This window comes from Zoogloea dura, from assembly GCF_012927165.1.
In the GTDB taxonomy this organism is placed as follows: domain Bacteria; phylum Pseudomonadota; class Gammaproteobacteria; order Burkholderiales; family Rhodocyclaceae; genus Zoogloea; species Zoogloea dura.
Genome location: NZ_JABBGA010000009.1, coordinates 143,241 through 159,852 on the forward strand (window position 1 = coordinate 143,241; position 16,612 = coordinate 159,852).

Consider the following 16,612-nt stretch of genomic DNA (forward strand, 5'->3'; position numbering starts at 1 on the left):
CAATAATCGCGCGAATTCCAATAACGATAACGGAGACATCCCATGACCGAAGAGCAGCAGCTCGACCGGCGGGACTGGATTGCCGGGCTGGAGAAAGGCCTCAAGGTGATCGAGGCCTTCAACGATGCCCACCCCCGCCTGACCCCCTCCACCGCGGCCCGCCGCACCGGCATCACCCGCACCGCAGCACGCCGCTACCTGCTCACCCTGGAGCACCTGGGCTATGTGCAGACCGACGGCACCCACTTCTGGCTGACCCCGCGCATCCTGCGCCTGGGCTGGTCGTATTTCGATTCGGCCAAGGTGCCGCGCGCCGTGCAGCCCTTCCTGCAGCGCATCAGCATGGAGCTGGGCGGCTCGGCCTTCTTCGCGGTACTGGACGAGGACGAGGTGGTCTTCGTGGCCCGCAACGGCAACGGCCGGGTGCAGAGCCTCGGCTTTGTGCTGGGCGCGCGCATCGCCGCCAACCTCGCATCGGCGGGCATCGTGCTGCTGGCCTGTCGCCCGCCCGAGGAAGTGGGCCGCTGGCTGGAAGGGCGCAAGTTCGTCCCTTACACCCCGCACAGCATGACCAATGTGGACGACGTCCGCGCCGTGATCCAGGCCGCCCGCGGCAACGGCTACTGCATCCTCGAACAGCAGCTGGAACAGGGCCGCCGGGGCATCGCCGTACCCGTGCGCACCCGCGCCGGCGAAGTGGTGGGGGCCATCAGCGTGAGCCTCTCCATCGGCAACGAAACCACCCAGCAGGCCCTGTCGCGCACCCTGCCGGTGCTGCGGGAGGCGGAACATGCACTGCTGGCGCTGCTGTAGGGGTGGCCGGAGCCACCCCTGCAACAGTCCTGTCAGTCGTTCTCGCAGCCCCTGAAATCCTTCTCGCAGCCTTGTGAATCGTCCTCACAGCGCCTGTAATCCTTCTCTCAGGCCTGTGGATCGATATAACAGCGCTGTGAATCCTTCCCACAGCCCTGTGAATCGTCCTCACAGCGCCTGAAATCCTTCTCTCAGGCTTGTGAATCGATCCAACAGCCCTGCGAATCCTTCTCACAGGCCTGCGAACCCTTCCCCTACAACGCCGCCACCGCCGCCCGCAGGGCGAGCAGGTAGCTGTCGGCGCCGAAGCCGCAGATCTGCCCGCGCACGATATCGGCGAACACCGACACGTGGCGGAAGGGCTCACGGGCATGGATGTTGGACATGTGCAGCTCCACGACCGGACAGGTGAGGATGGCCAGCGCGTCGCGGATGCCGTAGCTGTAATGGGTCCAGGCCCCGGCATTGATGAGCACCGCATCCACCCCGTCGGTGAAGGCCTGGTGGATGCGCAGGCACATGTCACCTTCGTGGTTGGTCTGGTAGCTGTCCACGACGACGCCGAGTTCGTGGCCCAGGGCCTGCAGGCGGGCGTCGATGTCGGCCAGGGTCACCGTGCCGTACTGCACCGGGTCGCGCTTGCCGAACATGTTGTGGTTGATGCCGTGGAGCATCAGGATCTTCTTCATGACCGGGTCCTTTCAGTACTGGATCTGCGAGACGGCGCGCAGTTCGTCCGGGGTGGCAGTGCCGAAGCCGAAGAACTCCAGGTAGGCCGGGATCATCTCGAAGAGCATGTCGGTGCCCACCTGGATCGGGCAGCCCTTGGCCTGGGCCGCAGCCAGCAGCGGGGTGATGGCCTGCTTCATGACGACCTCGCCGACGAAGGTGTGCGGGTCGACCCGCGCCATGTCGAAGGGCAGCGGGTCGCTGTCCTTCATGCCGAGGGGCGTGGCATTGACGATCAGGTCGAAGCCGGCCGGATCATTGGAGCCGACGCGGACCTTCAGGGCGGGGTAATGGCTGCGCAGGCGCTCGGCCAGCGCCGCAGCGGATTCGGGCCAGGCGTCGTACAAGGCCATCTCGGCCACCCCGGCGGCAGCCAGCGAAGCCGCAATGGCGCAACCGACACCGCCGCTGCCCGACACCAGCACGCGCCGGCCCTGCAGGGCCTGGCCCTTGCGCAGCACGCCGCGCACGAAGCCGGCACCGTCGAACTGGTCGCCCAGCAGGCTGCCGTCCGGGCGCAGCAGGATGGCGTTGCAGGCACCCGCGATGCGGGCTGTGGGGGTCACCTCGTCCACCAGGGACAGGGTGGTGACCTTGTGGGGCATGGTGACGAGGGCGCCCCGGAAGTTGGTCATCCGGCGCAGGGACTCGACGGCGGCCGGGTAGTCCTCGGGCTTGACGCCCATGGGCATCACGACGGCGTCGATGCCCCGGGATTCGAACCACGGGTTGTAGATCATCGGCGCCTTGAAGCTCTCGGTGGGATAGCCCAGATGCGCGATGACGGTCGTCTTTCCGCTGATCATGGTCTGTGTTTCCTTTATTGCGGTGGGGTGTCGGCGCCTCAGCGGCTGATCAACACCGGCACCTTGCTGTAATGAAGAACCTTGGTGGTTTCACTGCCCATCAGCAGGCTGCGCAAGCCGAGCCGGCCGTGGGAGGCCATGCAGATCAGGTCGCAGCCGGTGCTGTCGGCAGCCCGGACGATCTCCTCGGCCACCGAGTCACCGCTGACGAAGAAGCAGTCGCAGGGCACGCCGGCCTTCTTCGCTTCGTCGGCGACAAAGGCCAGGAACATTTCGGCATTGGCGTTGAGCTGGGCGTCGCCCACCATGGTGTCGCCCAAGCCCCGGGGGGTCATGGCGTGCAGGACGACGCACAGGCCGGTGACGCGGGCGCCGGTCGCCCGGGCCAACTGGATGCCGTGCAGCACGGCCTTGTGGGACAGCTCCGAGCCATCGGTCGGCAACAGGATGTGGGTGTACATGGCATGTCCTTTCGTGGGGCGCAGGCCCGGTTTCAAGGAAATCGGCGCGCAGGGGCCCTCCCTCCGGTGGAAACCGGAGGTTCGGCGTCATCAATCAGGATCGGGTTGGGGGGTGGCCGGGCTTCAGCGCACCCCGGCCGGCATCACTTCACCAAGGTGACCGGCACGTCGGCGAGGCGCACCACCTCGGCGGCGATCGAGCCCAGGAAGAGCTTGGCCAGCGCACCGCGCCCGTGGGTGGTCATGAAGATCTCGTCACAGCCCTTTTCGCGGGCAAAGCCGCTGATCACCACCGCCGCGTCCTCGCCCACCAGCACATGGCGGCTGGCCTCGATGCCGGCGGCGGCCAGCCCCGCATGCACCGCGGCCAGGGCCTTGAGGCCCTCCTCCCGGTGGAAGTCCTGGAGCTTGTCGTGACCGACGAACTGGCCCACGTCCTGGCCAACCGGGTGCTGCACGTTGATCAGGTGGATCTCCGCCGGTCCGGCCAGACGGGCAAGCCAGGCGGGAAGCGCCTTGAGCACCGCAGCGGACGCTTCGGAGCCATCAACGGGAATCAGGATCTTGCTCATGAATGCGCCTCCTTCAACGGGGTGTGCCGGATTCGGGGGAAGCCTCCCCCAGGGACAGTTCGAGGGCCGCCTTGCGCGCCTTGCGGGCGGCCAGCAGCTTGCCGACCGAGACCACGAAGACCGCGCCGGCAAGCGGCAGGGCCCGGTGCAGCCAGGCCGCGTTGGCATCGATCCACGGCCCCAGGAAGAGGTCGCTGACCACCATCTCGCCGGCCACGAAGCCCAGCAGCGCGGCACCGCCGGTGACCACCACCGGGAAGCGCTCCATCACCTTCATCAGGAAGGTGCTCGAGAACACCACCAGCGGAATGCTCAGCCCCAGGCCGAAGATGAGCAGCAGCAGGCTGCCCTTGGATGCCCCGGCGATGGCCACCACGTTGTCCATGCTCATCACCAGGTCGGCGATCATGATGGTCTTGATGGCGGCGATGAAACCGCCCTTGACCATCTGGCCCTCGCCTTCGCCTTCGTCCTCCGGCAGCAGCAGCTGCACGGCGATCCACAGCAGGAGCCCGGCCCCGGCCACCTTCAGCAGCGGCAGGCGGAGCAGCTCGGCGGCCACGATGGTGAGGGTCACCCGCATCACCACCGCCGCGCTGCTGCCCCACATCACCGCCCGCCGGCGATCGGCCTCCGGCAACGAGCGGGCCGCCAGGGCGATCACCACCGCGTTGTCGCCCGACAGCACGATGTCGATGCCGATGATCTGGATCAGGGCGATCCAGAAGGCATGGTCGAAAACGAACTCTTGCATTGCGTCCTTCCTTCCTGAGGGGCGCGGTACGCCCCGTGCTGATTTACTTGCGAACCTTGGCGATCTCGGCGTAGAGGGTCTTGACCGTCTCTGCACCGACCGATGCGCTGTACTTTTCCACCACCGGCTTGACCTTGTCACGCATGCGCTGCAGCTCGGCCGGCGCGATCTCGGTCACCTGCATGCCGGCCTTCTTCAGGTCCTCCAGCGCCTCATTGGCCTGCTGGCGGGACACCTGGCGCTGGTAGGCAGTGGCCTCGGTGGCGGCGTCAGTGATGATTTTCCGCTCATCGGCGCTCAGGGTATCCCAGAGCTTCTTGCTGAAGATGAGGGACTGCGGGTTGTAGATGTGACGGGTCTGGGCCAGGTGCTTCTGCACCTCGTTCAGCTTGGCCGTGCGGATGGTGGTGTTGGGGTTCTCCTGACCATCCACCGCCTTCTGCTCGAGGGCGCTATACACCTCCGGCCAGGCCAGCGGCGTGGGGTTGGCGCCCAGGGCGGTGAAGATGTCCACGTAGATCGGCGACTGGATCACCCGCAGCTTGAGGCCGGCGATGTCTTCCACCCGGGTGATCGGGTGCTTGCTGTTGGTGATGTTGCGGAAGCCGAGGTCCCAGTAGCCCAGGCCGACCAGGCCCCTGGGCGCCAGCTTGGCGTGCAGACCCTGGCCGAAGGCGCCGTCGGTCACGGCATCAGCCTCCTGCGGATTGGCGAACAGGAAGGGGAAATCGAATACCGCAAACTCCTTGCTGAGGCTCTGCAGGATGCCCGAGTTGAGCACGCTGATCTCGATGGTGCCGCCCTGCACTGCCGAAATGGTCTGCACATCGCCGCCGAGCTGGCCGCCCGGGAAGAGCTTGACCTTGATCTTGCCGCCGGACCTGGCTGCGACGAGTTCGGCGAACTTCTGGGCGCCCATTTCCTGGGGGTGGCCCTTGTTGTTCTGGAAGGCGAACTTGAGGGTCCGCTCCTTGATGTCCGCAGCCTGGGCGGCGGTCATCGGGAGCAGTGCGGCCAGGGCCAGCACGAAGGCGCGACGGGTAAAACGGATCATGGGGTGTCTCCTGTCTATTTGTATGGACTTGCCTGTTGCGGTCAGCCCGGCGACCGCGCCCGTTATGTCAGGGAGCCGAACTCAGTTGAACCAGCTGGCCGGCACCATCACCAGCGGCGGGAAGAGGATCATCAGCAGCAGGGCCAGCAGTTCGGCCAGCATGAAGGGCCAGACGCCTTTCATCAGATCGTCCATGCTCACCTTGCCGACCCCGGCCACCACGTTGAGCACGGTGCCCACCGGCGGGGTGATCAGGCCGATGGCGTTGTTGATGATGAAGAGCACGCCGAAGTAGATCGGGTCGATGCCGGCCTTCAGGACGATGGGCATGAGTACCGGGGTCAGGATCAGGATGGTCGGCGTCATGTCCATGGCCGTACCAACGATCACCACCACCATCATCATTGCGAACATCAGCAGGATCTTGTTGCCCATGAAGGGCTCGAGCAGCTCGACGATCTGGCCCGGCAGGTCGGCCACCGTGATCAGCCAGGCGGAGACGAGCGCCGCGGCGACAAGGAACATCACGATCGCCGTAGTCTTGGCCGCGGCCACCAGCACCCCGTAGATCTGGCTGACTTTCAGCTCGCGGTAGATCACCACGGCCACGAACAGCGAATACACGGCGCACACAACGGCCGCCTCGGTCGGCGTGAAGATGCCGAACTTGAGCCCGAAGATGATGATCAGCGGCAGCATCAGGGCCCAGAAACCATCGGCCAGGGTCTTCAGCACTTCGCCGGCGCTCTTGCGCGGAGGAGGAGCCAGATTCTCGTCACGGGCCACCCACCACCAGGCCGCCACCAGGGACAGGCCGATGAGCAGGCCGGGAAAGATGCCAGCCAGGAACAGCTTGGAGATCGACAGGTTGGCCGCCACACCGAAGACGATGAAACCGATGGAAGGCGGGATGATCGGGCCGATGATGCCGCCCGCCGCGATCAAGCCACAGGACTTGGCCCGATCGTGCCCGGCGCCGACCATCATCGGCACCAGCAGAGCCGACAACGCCGCCGCGTCCGCCACGGCCGACCCCGACAGGGCCGCCAGCAGGCAGGACGCCAGGATGGCCACATAACCGAGGCCGCCCCGGACATGACCGACCAGTGCCATGGCCACATTGACGATGCGCTTCGACAGGCCGCCGGTATTCATGATCTCGCCGGCCAGCATGAAGAAGGGCACGGCCATCAGCGGAAAGCTGTCGGCGCCATTGGTCAGGTTCTGGGCGATGATCTGGGCATCCATCATGTCCAGGTGGTACATCAGGGCCAGGCCGCAGACGAGCAGGGCAAAGGCAATGGGCATCCCCAGCGCCATCGCGCCAAGCAGGGAGCCGAGAAATACGGTAATCGTCATGATCAGTCTCCCGGGGTCTTACTTGGCGGTGCTGGCGATGGAGGACGGTGCGGACACCTGGCCGTGGTGGTGGGCCACTTCGGCCAGTTCCTCCGACTCGGTCACCATCACCAGCTCGTGGTCCTGCAACTTGCCGGCCAGCACCCGGTACAGGTCATTGAGCACGATGCCGGCCGCAGTCACGCTGAACACCAGGCCGATGCCGTAGAACCAGGCCATCGACAGGCCGGATGCCGGGGCCTGCACGTCCAGGTTGATCTGGGTCTGGGCCAGGCTGCCGGAGAAGAGGAACCACAACACACCGAGGATCAGCAGCTGGCTGGCCACCAGGCAGACTTTCTTGCCGAACGGGGACAGACGGGACACCAGGGAATCGACCCCCAGGTGGCCGTGTTCCTTCATGCCCACCAGAGCCCCCAGGAAGGTCAGCCACACAAAGAGCCAGCGGGACAACTCCTCGGAAACCGGAATGCCGCTGTTGAAGGCGTAACGCAACACCACGTTGCCGAAGACCAGCACCACCATCACGGCCAGGCACAGGGCGATCAGCATTTTCAGCAGATGGAAATATCCATCGACGATCTTTTTCATTGACTCCTCCTTAGGGAACAGGCTGTCGCCCATCGCGTCCCGGCGGAACGGCGGGCACCGGGGCCGGCTCTTGATGACCGGCTGCCGGGCTTCGCTCCAGGGCTCGCATTCCCAAGAATTTCCAAGACACCCTGGGCGATTCAGCATGGGACGCAGCTTATCGACGCGGGGCGGGCGGAAGAATCAGGTGAAAAGCGGTGTTGCGCGAACAACGCGCACAGGTGCGCGATAGCCGCTCAGCTTCAATGCTGCGGCGCAATAGATCGAAATTCAGGGAAATCGCTGCGTTCGTACCGCCAAAAGGTTTCCATGAGGCCTGGAAAACCGACTCCCGGCCCCCTGCTCTCCACATGCCTCCGCCTGAAATCGAAGCTGAGCGGCAATCGCGCAAGCACGCGCGATCAGCGCGCAAACTCTGCTCTTGACCGGGTTATCGCCCGGATCGTCCTCTGTAAAGTCCGCCCCGTGCTGACCCGAGCTGGTCGGTATGACCGGAGACACATCGCGCAGCAGCGGCCCCGAAACGGCCCGGCTGGCGGATGACACAACAACAGAGGAGTAGGCAAATGAACGCAAAGACCATCAGCACCGTCCTGGCCAGCCTGGCCGCCCTGAGCGCCGCCAGCGCCCATGCCGAGCTGCCCCCGATCGAAGTCGGCGGTGCCACCTTCAACCTGTACGGCAACATCGACCAGTACCTCAACTTCATGCGCAGCAGCTCGGGCAAGAGCCTCAATGCACTGGAAGAAGGCGGCTACCTGCGCACCCGGGTCGGCGTGCGCGGCGAAAAGCCGGTGGAAGACGGCATGTCGGTCAAGTTCCAGCTGGAGCAGGGCCTCAACATCACCAACGGCTCCCAGGCCGACACCACCCGCCTGTTCGACCGCCAGGCCTGGGTGGGCCTGAAGACCCAGTACGGCGAATTCCGCGCCGGCCGCCAGAACACCGCGGTGTTCTATCGCGGCAGCTACATCGACTTCACTGCCCGCACCATGGGCTCGGTGGTCAACATCTTCGGCGTCCCCTCGCGCTACGACAGCGACCTGGCGTGGATCTCCAACCGCATGAGCGGCCTGTTGCTGGAAGCCCACTACTCCTTCCAGGGCGCCAAGGAGAACGAGACCGCCAACCAGGGCGTCTACCAGCTCGCCGCCGACTACGAAAACGGCCCCTTCCGGGTCGGCTACGCCGGCATCGGCGGCAAGGCCCCCAATGGCGCCACGGTGGACCGCACCGTGATGTACAACAACTTCTACGCCAACTACGACTACGGCAAGGGCAAGATCTACGCGGCTTACATCCGCAGCAACAACAACGCCACCGCCTGCTCCAGCAGCACCGCGCCCTGCCCCTCCGCCAGCCTGCTCAACAACGGCGGCTCGCCCCTTGGCAACACCGGCTCCCTGGTCACCGGCACCAACACCGGCGCCAACACCTACTACAACGTGTACCAACTGTCGGCCGACTACAAGCTGACCCCGAAGCTGCGCGTCGGCGCCCTCTACGGCCGCATCGACGACACCTCCAACACCGGCAAGAACGCCGCCGGCTGGGCCATCGGCGGTTACTACGACATCTTCAAGGACACCATGGTGTACGCCCTGGTGGATGTCATCGACAACGACAAGAACGCCGGCTTCCGCCCGGCGGGCTCCGCCGGCCTGCCCAAGAACTACAGCGCCGCCGCCGACGTGAATGGCGAGAGCATCCGCGGCGTGCAGCTGGGCTTCGTGTACAGGTTCTGATCGGCATCACCCCGCAGCCCCGGGCGGCGGGTTCTCTTGCAGCAACGAGTTGTTCTCCTCGCGTTATGCGGGCATCCGGTGGATGCCCGTTTTTTTTCGCGCGTGGCGGGTGGGCGGGTCTGGAAGAACTGCGTGCTACTTTGACCCGGCGTATTTGTGCGTGGAGCCTTGGCTGGTCGGCTTTCTTTTTTCCACGTTGAATTGGCCGGGAATTCGCCCCGGCGGGCGACCTCCTTTCTTGCTTCGCCAAGAAAGGAGGCAAAGAAGGCGACCCGCCTCCCCGGTCATTCGCTTACGCGAATGACTGCCCTGCGCTGCTCACGGCAGGCGGCCGGCGCGGAACTCGCCCTTCGGGCTCAAACAGCCGCGCCGGACTTCCCCGCCTGCCGTTCCGCTGCTCGGCGGGTCGGAACGGGCTTTTCGCAAACACCGCGCGTTTGCTGAAGCACGGGTTGGCTTTCAGGGGAAAAGCAAACCCCAACGTCCCGCATCCACCGGCCTTTCCGCAGAGGCTCGGTGCCCGGTAAGAGCCCGTTCTGACCCGCCGAGCAGCGCAGCAGCGGGCGGGGCCTTCCGGCGCGGCTGTCTGAGGAGGCGCAGCCGACGAGTTCCGCGCCGGCCGCCCGATGCGAGCAGCGCAGGGGAGTCGTTCGCAACGCGAACGACCGGGGAAGCCGGGTCGCCTTTCTTTCCCCCTTTCTTTGGCGACGCAAAGAAAGGGGGCGCCCGCCGGGGCGAAATCCCGGCCAATCCAACTCAAAACAACGGAAAGCCGACCAGAAAAGGCTCAACAGGCCAATTAATCCCCCCCTGCCCCCACCCCTGCCAGGCCCACGCACGGGGCTGCCAGCCCCATGAAAGTAGCTCCAAGCCACATATCCGGACCTGCCAGCCATTAATCCAGGCCGGCCAGGCATTTATCCAGGCCTGCGAGCCATATCCATGCCCCGCGCAAGTCAATGCACGGGGCCGAAAGCCGGATTCACGGGGTGGCGAGCCCCGTCGACGGGGCTTCGACCTGTTTCTCAGACCTCGTGATGCACCAGCTCGAACTGGGTGCCGCCCACCAGGGTGCAGGTCAGCGCGCCCATTTCCCGGTTGCCCAGCAGGGACGCATCGACAAAGCGGATGCCCCGCGCCTCCAGCTCGGCCACGGCCCTTTCGACGTCCGGCACGCCAAGGCCGACGCGCACGAAGCCCTCCTGCCAATGCACGAAGTCAGACCCGGCCGGCGGCTCCACGAACTGCATGAAGACACCTCCGCAGGCGCTCTTCATGATCGCCCCGCGCGGCAGCACGCCGAAATGCACGCCCTCGGCCAGCCGCGTGAAGCCCAGCATCTGCCCGTAGAAGTCGCACCATTTATCCGTCTCGCCCTGCAGGATGTACTGCACGACACCGAAGAAATGCACGCCGGCCACCGGCGGCACGTTGAAGTCTGCATCCTGCAGGGGCAGGAAATCAACCCAGTAGAAGGGCACGCCGGCGCGCCGGTCGAGCAGGAACAGCACGGCGCCGCCGGGGCCGTGGATGCCGGGGATGTTCAGCTCCATCGGGCCGGCCCGCGAGGTCAGCGGGTGGGCACCGCATTCCAGGGCATGGCGGTAGGCCTCGCCGGCGTCGCCCACCCGCAAGGCCAGGGCCTTGAGCACCACGTCGGCGCGGGCCCCCGGCTCGCGGGCCAGGGCCCTGGCGTCCGAGTTGATGATCACGTTCACATCGCCCTGGCGGTAGAGCAGGACGTTGCGCGAGCGGTGGCGGGCCACCGGACGGAAGCCCATGGCCTCCAGCACCGCCCCGAAGGCCTCGGGCTGGCGGGTGGCGTATTCGACGAACTCGATGCCTTCGATCACCGGCTGGCCGGTGGTGGGCTTGTCATTTTCCATGCTGTCTCCTCCCTGTCGGGCCGGCATCGCAAAAGGCCGGCCGATTCAATAATGGCATGGTTGTACCCCCGTTCCGAGGAGCGGAGCGGCGTGTCCATGCGCAAAAGGCACCGCCAGACCCAGGAAGGGTCCAGCGGTGCCTTTCACCGTCGGCGAGCCCACCCCGCACATGGCGGGGTAGCCCGGTTTCAGTCCTTGCTCTCGAACAGCATCAGGCCGGCGGCCGTGTTCGAGATCGGGATGTGGTAGTTGGCGTGCAGCTTGCGCACCTGGTCCACGCCCCCCAGGGCGGCGCGGGCGGCCACCCACATCAGCAGCTCGATGCCCTGGGTGCCGGTCAGCTCGATCAGCTCCTCCACCGAGTAGCGGGTGGCCCAGGCCGGATCGTTCACCAGGCTGTCCATGAACTCCAGGTCGAAGGACTTGTTGATGAAGCCGGCCCGCTCCCCGTCCAGCTGGTGCGACAGGCCGCCGGTGCCGATCACCACCACGCGGGCGTCGGCATCCCAGGACGCCACCGCCTCGCCGATCGCCTGGCCGAGCTTGAAGCAGCGCCCGGCCGAGGGCAGCGGGTGCTGCACGGTGTTGATGCACACCGGCACCGTGCGCACCGGCCAGGCCTCGCCGGCATTCGGCCAGAGCAGCTTCATGGGCAGGGTGAAGGCATGATCCACCAGCATTTCCTGGCAGGTGGTCAGGTCGAACTCCTTGGCCACCAGCTCTTCGATCAGGTGCCAGGACAGGTCCTGGTCGCCGGGGAAGGCCGGCAGGGTCGGGATGCCCCAGCCCTCGTCGGCGTTGCTGTACTGCGGCGCGGCGCCGACCGCGAAGGTGGGCATCTTGTCGAGGAAGAAGTTGAGGCCGTGATCGTTGTAGATCACCACCGCCACGTCGGGCTTGACCTCGGCCAGCCACTGCTGGACCGGCGCGAAGCCGTCGAAGAAGGGCTTCCAGTAAGCTTCCTGCTGCAGCCCGCCGGCAATGGCCCGGCCGATCGCCGGAACATGGGAGGTCACGATACCGCCTACGATCCTTGCCATGGCTTATTTCCCCGCCTCGATCAAACGGGCCTGGAAGGCCTCCTTGCTCATGCCCGTCTGCTGGGCTCCGATGTCCTGCATGTCCAGGCCGAAGATGCCGGCGAACTTGGCCAGGTAATAGGCATTGCCGCCCGCCGCGATCAGGTCGAGCACATTGCGCTTCTCCACCGCCGCCCGCTGCTGCGGATCGAGGCCATACTTGCGGCAATAGGCGGCCTCGTCGCGCACGAACTCGGCCCGGTTGTCGGCCAGATTGAACGAGTAGCACATCTTGTTGAGGGCGTAACCCTTGCGGGCCGCCTCCCCGTCGAACAGGGGCGTTCCCGGAATGACCCGGCGCACCTTCGCTGTAGCCATCAATGTCTCCTTGGTATGGGTAGGGATTCGGATATCGATCCGGATATGAATACGGGCATGTATTCGGGTACGTATCCGGGCGTGACGACGGAATGAATGGTGCCCCTTCCCATAACATGGATAAATCCGTCATCCTTGAATCCTCCCATGAGCCAATTCGATCATTTGAGCCTTGACGGCCGCCTCCTCCAGCTCCTCGTCGCCGTCATCGACGAAGGCTCCATCACCCGCGCCGCGGAACGCCTGGGCGTCACCCAGTCGGCGGTCAGCCACCTCCTGGACAAGCTGCGCGGCATCGTCGGCGACCCGCTCTTCGTCAAGTCCGGGCGCGGCATCGTGGCCACCGCCCGCGCCGAGGAGCTGGCCGTGCACGCCCGCGTGCTGCTCGACGAGTTGCGCCGCTTCGCCACCGCGGCCGAGTTCGACCCGGCGCGGCTGGTCAGCACCCTCACCATCGCCGCCAACGACCTCCAACGCGACCTGCTGTTGCCCCGCCTGCTCGACCGTCTGCGCGACGCCGCGCCGGGCGTGACCCTGCGGGTCATCCCCTCCGACGTGCCCAGCGCCGAGATGCTGCGCGACGAACACTGCCAGCTGGCCATCTCGCCCCGCCCGCCGGAGGCCGGCGACATCCTGCAGAAGCGGTTGTTCGACGACACCTACCGGGTCTTCCACGACCCGGCCCGGCGCGCGGCCCCCGCCGGCCTCGACGACTACCTGGCGGCCGAGCATGTCACGGTGCTCTACGAGCCGCGCCGCAGCCTGGACATCGACACCGTGCTGGCCGCCCGCGGCATCCAGCGCCGCTTCGTCGCCACGGTGCCCGGCTTTGCCGGCATTCCCTCCTTCCTGCGCGGCAGCGCGCGCCTGGCCACCGCGCCGGGGCTGCTCGGCAGCGGCCTGCTGCGCGAGTTCGCCAGCAGCCCCCTGCCGGTGCCCTGCCCGCCCATGCCCATGTACCTGATCTGGCACCTGCGCCACCGTCACGACCCGGCCCATTGCTGGCTGCGGGCCGAGCTGGAGGCCCTGGTGCCGGCCGCCCTCGCCGGCAGCGCGGCGGGCTGACACACCGTTCAATCGCTCTCCGGCACGGCCATCAGCTGCCGCGGCGCCATCAGGTAGAGCCAGCCCAGGGCCACGAAATAGCAGCACGGGATCAGGCTGAACAGCAGCTCGTAATTGTTGTTGCTCACGGTCAGCACATGGCCGACCAGCTGGGTCATGAACATGCCACCGACCGAGCCCAGCATGCCGCCGAAACCAAACACCGAGCCCACCATGTGGCGCGGCGTGTAGTCCATCACCAGGCTCCAGATGTTGGCCGTCCACGCCTGGTGGGCGCCGATGGCCAGGGAGATCGCCGCCACCGCCAGCCACAGGCTGCCCGCCCCGCCGGCAAACACGATGGCGGTGATGCAGGCCGCGCAGATCAGCATGGATAGCAGGCGCGCCCGCACCGGCGCCATGCCGCGGCCTATCATCAGCGACGACAGGGCTCCGCCGCCGACGCTGCCGACATCGGCGGTCAGGTAGATGACAATCAGCGGAATCCCCATCTGGGTCACGCTGATACCCAGCCCGTACTGCTGGTTGAGGAAGGGCGGCAGCCAGTAAAGGTAGAACCAGAACACCGGCGCGGTCATGGCGAAGGCCAGGGCAAAGGCCCAGGTGCCCCTCAGGCGCAGGATCCGTGCGTAGGGCACGCGGCGCGGCGGCGGCTCCGGGTCGGCCTGGATCCAGGCCCGCTCCGCCGGGCCGAGCCGCGGATGGGTCTCCGGGTTGTGGTAGCTCCCCAGCCACAACAGCAACCACACCCCGCCCAGCGCCCCGATCACGAAGAAGGCCGCCTGCCAGCCCCATACGCTGAGGATCAGCGGCAGCAGCAGCGGCGTGAGCATGGCCCCCACATTGGTCCCGGCGTTGAAGATGCCGGTGGCCAGCGCCCGCTCCCCGGCCGGAAACCACAGCCGGGTGGTCTTCACGCAGGCCGGGTAGTTGGCCGCCTCGGTCAGCCCCAGGAAGAAGCGACACACCATGAAACCGGCAGCCGACGCGGCCAGCCCATGGGCCGCCGCTGCCAGGCTCCACAGCAGCACCGCCAGGGCAAAGGCCCGTCGCACCCCCACCAGGTCGATGAAGCGGCCCTGCACCGCAAAGCCGATGGCGTAGCCGAGCTGGAACCAGAAGTTGATGTTGGCGTAGTCCTGGGCCGTCCACGCCATGGCCTTGGCCAGCACCGGCTGCATCACCCCCAGGGCCGCCCGGTCGATGTAGTTGAGAGTCGTGGCAAAGAACACCAGGGCCAGCATGCCCCAGCGCACCCGGCCCACCGCCAGGGCGCCGCGCAGGCGGGCCGCCAGGCCGGCCGGAGATGCAGACGCGCTCGGACTCATGCCTTGCTCCTCCACGCCGGCGTCAGGGCACGGCCGCGATCAGGCCACCGCTGTGCAGCAGCCAGATAACCCCCGCCACGGTGACAAAGGACGAGAGGGTGGCCACCATCAGGGTCGCCGCACAGAAGCCTTCCTCACCATGCTTCTGGCCGAAGATGGGGTAGATGCTGAGCATCGGCGCGCTGGCCAGCAGCACGGCCCCGGCCGCCAGCACCGGGTCGACCGGCCCGAACAGCCACAGGCCGCCGAGCACCGCCAGCGGGTGCAGGACCAGCTTGCCGAAGCTGACCGCCCCCATGTCCACCAGCGCATTGCGCAGGGGCAGGCCCACCAGGGTGCCGCCGATGAAGATCAGGGCCACCGGTGCCGAAGCCCCGGCCAGCAGGTCCACCACCCGATCCACCGGCGCCGGCAGGCCGATCGAGAACAGCGAAAACACGAAGGCGGCAAAGATCGCGATCACCAGGGCGTTCTTGCGCAGGCCGAACACCGCGCGCCCGAAGACCCGCAGGAAGGGCTCGTGGCGGGCCCCGCCGCTCTCCGCCAGAGCCAGGCAGATCGGCAGGATCAGCATGTTCTCGACGATCATGCTCAGGGCCAGGGCCATCGAGGCCGTCGGCCCGATCACCTGCGCCGCCACCGGGTAACCCACGTAGGCACTGTTGGCGCAACACATGCCCATGCCCAGCAGGCTGGCCTGCTCCATGCCCTTGCCGCGCACCAGGCGCGCCCAGCACAGGCCGATGCCGAGCACGACCAGGGAACCGAACAGGTAGGCGCCCAGGTAGGGGAAGTTCATCACCTCGGCAAAGGTGCGCCGGGAGATCGACTTGAAGACCAGCACCGGCAAGGCGATGCGCACCACGAAGGCCCCCAGCGCCGCCAGGCCGGCCCGGGGGAAGAACTGCACCCTCACGGCGACGTAGCCCACGGCGATCAGGATGAAGATGGGCGCGGTGATGGACAGGATTTCGAGCATGGGCGGGGCCTGGGTCCGGGCGGGATCAGGCCGGAAATTCCTCGGTATCGATCTCGGTCTGGGTCGGTGCGTTGTAGCGGGTGCCCACCACCGTCTGCTGGTTGATCAGCGCATCCAGGCGGGCCACCTGCGCGGCGCTGAGGCTGACCTGCAACGCCCCGAGGTCCTCCTCCAGGTGCGCCACCGAGGTTGTGCCGGGGATCGGCACGATGTCCTCGCCCTTGGCCAGCAGCCAGGCCAGGGCCAGCTGGGCCGGCGTGCACCCAAACTCGTCGGCGACGCCGCGATAGGCCTCGAACAAGCGCAGGTTGGCGGCGTAGTTGTCCAGCTGGAAGCGCGGCATGGCGCGGCGGATGTCCTTGGCGTCGAAGGCGTTCACGTCCATCGGCGCGCACAGGAAGCCGCGCGCCACCGGGCTGAAGGCGACGAAGGCCACCCCCAGCTCGCGGCACGCATCAAGCACCGCGATCTCGGGATTGCGGGTCCACAGGGAATACTCGGTCTGCAGCGCCGTGATGGGGTGCACGGCATGGGCCCGGCGCAGGGTGGCGGCGGACACCTCCGACAGGCCCAGGGTACGCACCTTGCCGGCCTCCACCAGGCCCGCCATGGCGCCGACACTGTCCTCGATGGGCACCGAAAAATCCCGGCGGTGGAGGTAGAGCAGATCGATCACCTCGGTCTGCAGATGCTTCAGGCTGGCCTCGACGCTGGCCCGGATGGTCTCCGGCCGGCCGTCGATGACACGCTTGCCGTCCACCCCGTGCATGCCGCACTTGGTCGCCAGCACAAAGCGCGAGCGGTGCGGCGCCAGCACCTTGCCAAGCAGCCGCTCGTTGGCGCCAAAACCATACAGCGCCGCCGTATCGAAGAAATCGACGCCCAGCTCCAGCGCCCGCAGCAACAGCCCGGCCGCCTCCTCCGGCGCTGGCGGCACCCCGTAGGCGTGGCTGAGGTTCATGCAGCCGAGACCGATGGGCGACACCTGGAAGGGACCGAGCTTGCGTTTCATGGGCGAATTCCTTGGGTTGGATTGTTGAGCTGCGGCAGGCGCAGAAAGCGTAGCGAGCGCC

At 66.7% G+C, this 16,612-nt stretch carries 17 protein-coding genes; 3 read left to right on the top strand and 14 right to left on the bottom strand.

Features of this window, described 5'->3' with window-relative positions:
• Positions 1–42 precede the first annotated feature (42 nt).
• The gene (locus HHL15_RS13120) at positions 43–813 is read left to right on the top strand and encodes an IclR family transcriptional regulator domain-containing protein (protein ID WP_169146227.1); all 771 of its coding nucleotides are present in this window, start codon (positions 43–45) and stop codon (positions 811–813) included.
• Positions 814–1,067: 254 nt separating this feature from the next.
• Here the strand turns inward: HHL15_RS13120 and aroQ are convergent, their stop codons facing one another.
• From aroQ to HHL15_RS13160, 8 genes are all read right to left on the bottom strand, one after another.
• On the bottom strand, positions 1,068–1,502 hold the full coding sequence (aroQ, locus tag HHL15_RS13125; RefSeq protein ID WP_169146228.1) for a type II 3-dehydroquinate dehydratase: 435 nt from the start codon (positions 1,500–1,502) through the stop codon (positions 1,068–1,070).
• Between the two features lie 12 nt (positions 1,503–1,514).
• Positions 1,515–2,348 carry a shikimate dehydrogenase family protein gene (locus HHL15_RS13130; protein WP_169146229.1) on the bottom strand — a complete coding sequence of 278 codons (834 nt, stop codon included), beginning with the start codon at positions 2,346–2,348 and terminating at the stop codon, positions 1,515–1,517.
• Between the two features lie 38 nt (positions 2,349–2,386).
• Entirely contained in the window at positions 2,387–2,809 is a 423-nt protein-coding gene (locus HHL15_RS13135; RefSeq protein WP_169146230.1) for a universal stress protein, read from the bottom strand.
• Between the two features lie 143 nt (positions 2,810–2,952).
• Positions 2,953–3,381: a universal stress protein gene (locus HHL15_RS13140; RefSeq protein WP_169146231.1), complete on the bottom strand. Its 429-nt coding sequence runs from the start codon at positions 3,379–3,381 to the stop codon at positions 2,953–2,955.
• Positions 3,382–3,394: 13 nt separating this feature from the next.
• Positions 3,395–4,135 (bottom strand): TerC family protein, encoded by a 741-nt coding sequence (locus tag HHL15_RS13145; protein ID WP_169146232.1) that lies wholly within the window; start codon positions 4,133–4,135, stop codon positions 3,395–3,397.
• A 43-nt stretch (positions 4,136–4,178) separates the two neighbouring features.
• The gene (locus tag HHL15_RS13150; RefSeq protein WP_169146233.1) at positions 4,179–5,189 is read right to left on the bottom strand and encodes a TRAP transporter substrate-binding protein; all 1,011 of its coding nucleotides are present in this window, start codon (positions 5,187–5,189) and stop codon (positions 4,179–4,181) included.
• A gap of 81 nt (positions 5,190–5,270) precedes the next feature.
• Positions 5,271–6,548: a TRAP transporter large permease subunit gene (locus HHL15_RS13155; protein WP_169146234.1), complete on the bottom strand. Its 1,278-nt coding sequence runs from the start codon at positions 6,546–6,548 to the stop codon at positions 5,271–5,273.
• Positions 6,549–6,566: 18 nt separating this feature from the next.
• Positions 6,567–7,139, bottom strand: coding sequence for a TRAP transporter small permease (locus HHL15_RS13160; protein ID WP_169146235.1), 573 nt, complete (start codon positions 7,137–7,139; stop codon positions 6,567–6,569).
• Positions 7,140–7,705: 566 nt separating this feature from the next.
• On the opposite strand from HHL15_RS13160, the gene HHL15_RS13165 reads away from it, so the two are divergent.
• A complete protein-coding gene (locus HHL15_RS13165; RefSeq protein WP_169146236.1) occupies positions 7,706–8,884 on the top strand; it encodes a porin in 1,179 nt (392 codons plus the stop codon).
• Positions 8,885–9,909: 1,025 nt separating this feature from the next.
• Here HHL15_RS13165 and HHL15_RS13170 read toward each other — a convergent pair.
• The 3 genes from HHL15_RS13170 to HHL15_RS13180 all read right to left on the bottom strand — a co-directional run bounded on the left by HHL15_RS13170 (position 9,910) and on the right by HHL15_RS13180 (position 12,167).
• A complete protein-coding gene (locus tag HHL15_RS13170; protein ID WP_169146237.1) occupies positions 9,910–10,770 on the bottom strand; it encodes a VOC family protein in 861 nt (286 codons plus the stop codon).
• Between the two features lie 188 nt (positions 10,771–10,958).
• Complete coding sequence (locus tag HHL15_RS13175; protein ID WP_169146238.1) at positions 10,959–11,810, bottom strand: class III extradiol dioxygenase family protein; 852 nt, start codon at positions 11,808–11,810, stop codon at positions 10,959–10,961.
• A 3-nt stretch (positions 11,811–11,813) separates the two neighbouring features.
• Positions 11,814–12,167, bottom strand: a complete 354-nt coding sequence (locus tag HHL15_RS13180) for a protocatechuate 4,5-dioxygenase subunit alpha (RefSeq protein ID WP_169146239.1) — start codon at positions 12,165–12,167, stop codon at positions 11,814–11,816.
• 147 nt (positions 12,168–12,314) lie between these two features.
• Between HHL15_RS13180 and HHL15_RS13185 the strand changes: the two genes are divergently transcribed.
• On the top strand, positions 12,315–13,232 hold the full coding sequence (locus HHL15_RS13185; RefSeq protein WP_169146240.1) for a LysR family transcriptional regulator: 918 nt from the start codon (positions 12,315–12,317) through the stop codon (positions 13,230–13,232).
• An 8-nt stretch (positions 13,233–13,240) separates the two neighbouring features.
• Here HHL15_RS13185 and HHL15_RS13190 read toward each other — a convergent pair whose 3' ends face one another.
• The 3 genes from HHL15_RS13190 to HHL15_RS13200 are packed head-to-tail and all read right to left on the bottom strand — an operon-like array spanning position 13,241 to position 16,551.
• The gene (locus HHL15_RS13190; RefSeq protein ID WP_169146241.1) at positions 13,241–14,560 is read right to left on the bottom strand and encodes an MFS transporter; all 1,320 of its coding nucleotides are present in this window, start codon (positions 14,558–14,560) and stop codon (positions 13,241–13,243) included.
• A gap of 22 nt (positions 14,561–14,582) precedes the next feature.
• On the bottom strand, positions 14,583–15,539 hold the full coding sequence (locus tag HHL15_RS13195; protein WP_169146242.1) for an AEC family transporter: 957 nt from the start codon (positions 15,537–15,539) through the stop codon (positions 14,583–14,585).
• A 25-nt stretch (positions 15,540–15,564) separates the two neighbouring features.
• On the bottom strand, positions 15,565–16,551 hold the full coding sequence (locus tag HHL15_RS13200; protein ID WP_169146243.1) for an aldo/keto reductase: 987 nt from the start codon (positions 16,549–16,551) through the stop codon (positions 15,565–15,567).
• Positions 16,552–16,612 lie beyond the last annotated feature (61 nt).

What these genes read in the sequence shown, in the direction of transcription:
- HHL15_RS13155 (WP_169146234.1), bottom strand. Translation starts at nt 6,548, where the DNA reads ATGACGATTACCGTATTTCTCGGCTCCCTGCTTGGCGCGATGGCGCTG.
- HHL15_RS13145 (WP_169146232.1), bottom strand. Translation starts at nt 4,135, where the DNA reads ATGCAAGAGTTCGTTTTCGACCATGCCTTCTGGATCGCCCTGATCCAG.
- HHL15_RS13185 (WP_169146240.1), top strand. Translation starts at nt 12,315, where the DNA reads ATGAGCCAATTCGATCATTTGAGCCTTGACGGCCGCCTCCTCCAGCTC.
- HHL15_RS13195 (WP_169146242.1), bottom strand. Translation starts at nt 15,539, where the DNA reads ATGCTCGAAATCCTGTCCATCACCGCGCCCATCTTCATCCTGATCGCC.
- HHL15_RS13160 (WP_169146235.1), bottom strand. Translation starts at nt 7,139, where the DNA reads ATGAAAAAGATCGTCGATGGATATTTCCATCTGCTGAAAATGCTGATC.
- HHL15_RS13150 (WP_169146233.1), bottom strand. Translation starts at nt 5,189, where the DNA reads ATGATCCGTTTTACCCGTCGCGCCTTCGTGCTGGCCCTGGCCGCACTG.
- HHL15_RS13120 (WP_169146227.1), top strand. Translation starts at nt 43, where the DNA reads ATGACCGAAGAGCAGCAGCTCGACCGGCGGGACTGGATTGCCGGGCTG.
- HHL15_RS13180 (WP_169146239.1), bottom strand. Translation starts at nt 12,167, where the DNA reads ATGGCTACAGCGAAGGTGCGCCGGGTCATTCCGGGAACGCCCCTGTTC.
- HHL15_RS13170 (WP_169146237.1), bottom strand. Translation starts at nt 10,770, where the DNA reads ATGGAAAATGACAAGCCCACCACCGGCCAGCCGGTGATCGAAGGCATC.
- HHL15_RS13190 (WP_169146241.1), bottom strand. Translation starts at nt 14,560, where the DNA reads ATGAGTCCGAGCGCGTCTGCATCTCCGGCCGGCCTGGCGGCCCGCCTG.
- HHL15_RS13200 (WP_169146243.1), bottom strand. Translation starts at nt 16,551, where the DNA reads ATGAAACGCAAGCTCGGTCCCTTCCAGGTGTCGCCCATCGGTCTCGGC.
- HHL15_RS13175 (WP_169146238.1), bottom strand. Translation starts at nt 11,810, where the DNA reads ATGGCAAGGATCGTAGGCGGTATCGTGACCTCCCATGTTCCGGCGATC.
- HHL15_RS13140 (WP_169146231.1), bottom strand. Translation starts at nt 3,381, where the DNA reads ATGAGCAAGATCCTGATTCCCGTTGATGGCTCCGAAGCGTCCGCTGCG.
- aroQ (WP_169146228.1), bottom strand. Translation starts at nt 1,502, where the DNA reads ATGAAGAAGATCCTGATGCTCCACGGCATCAACCACAACATGTTCGGC.
- HHL15_RS13165 (WP_169146236.1), top strand. Translation starts at nt 7,706, where the DNA reads ATGAACGCAAAGACCATCAGCACCGTCCTGGCCAGCCTGGCCGCCCTG.
- HHL15_RS13130 (WP_169146229.1), bottom strand. Translation starts at nt 2,348, where the DNA reads ATGATCAGCGGAAAGACGACCGTCATCGCGCATCTGGGCTATCCCACC.
- HHL15_RS13135 (WP_169146230.1), bottom strand. Translation starts at nt 2,809, where the DNA reads ATGTACACCCACATCCTGTTGCCGACCGATGGCTCGGAGCTGTCCCAC.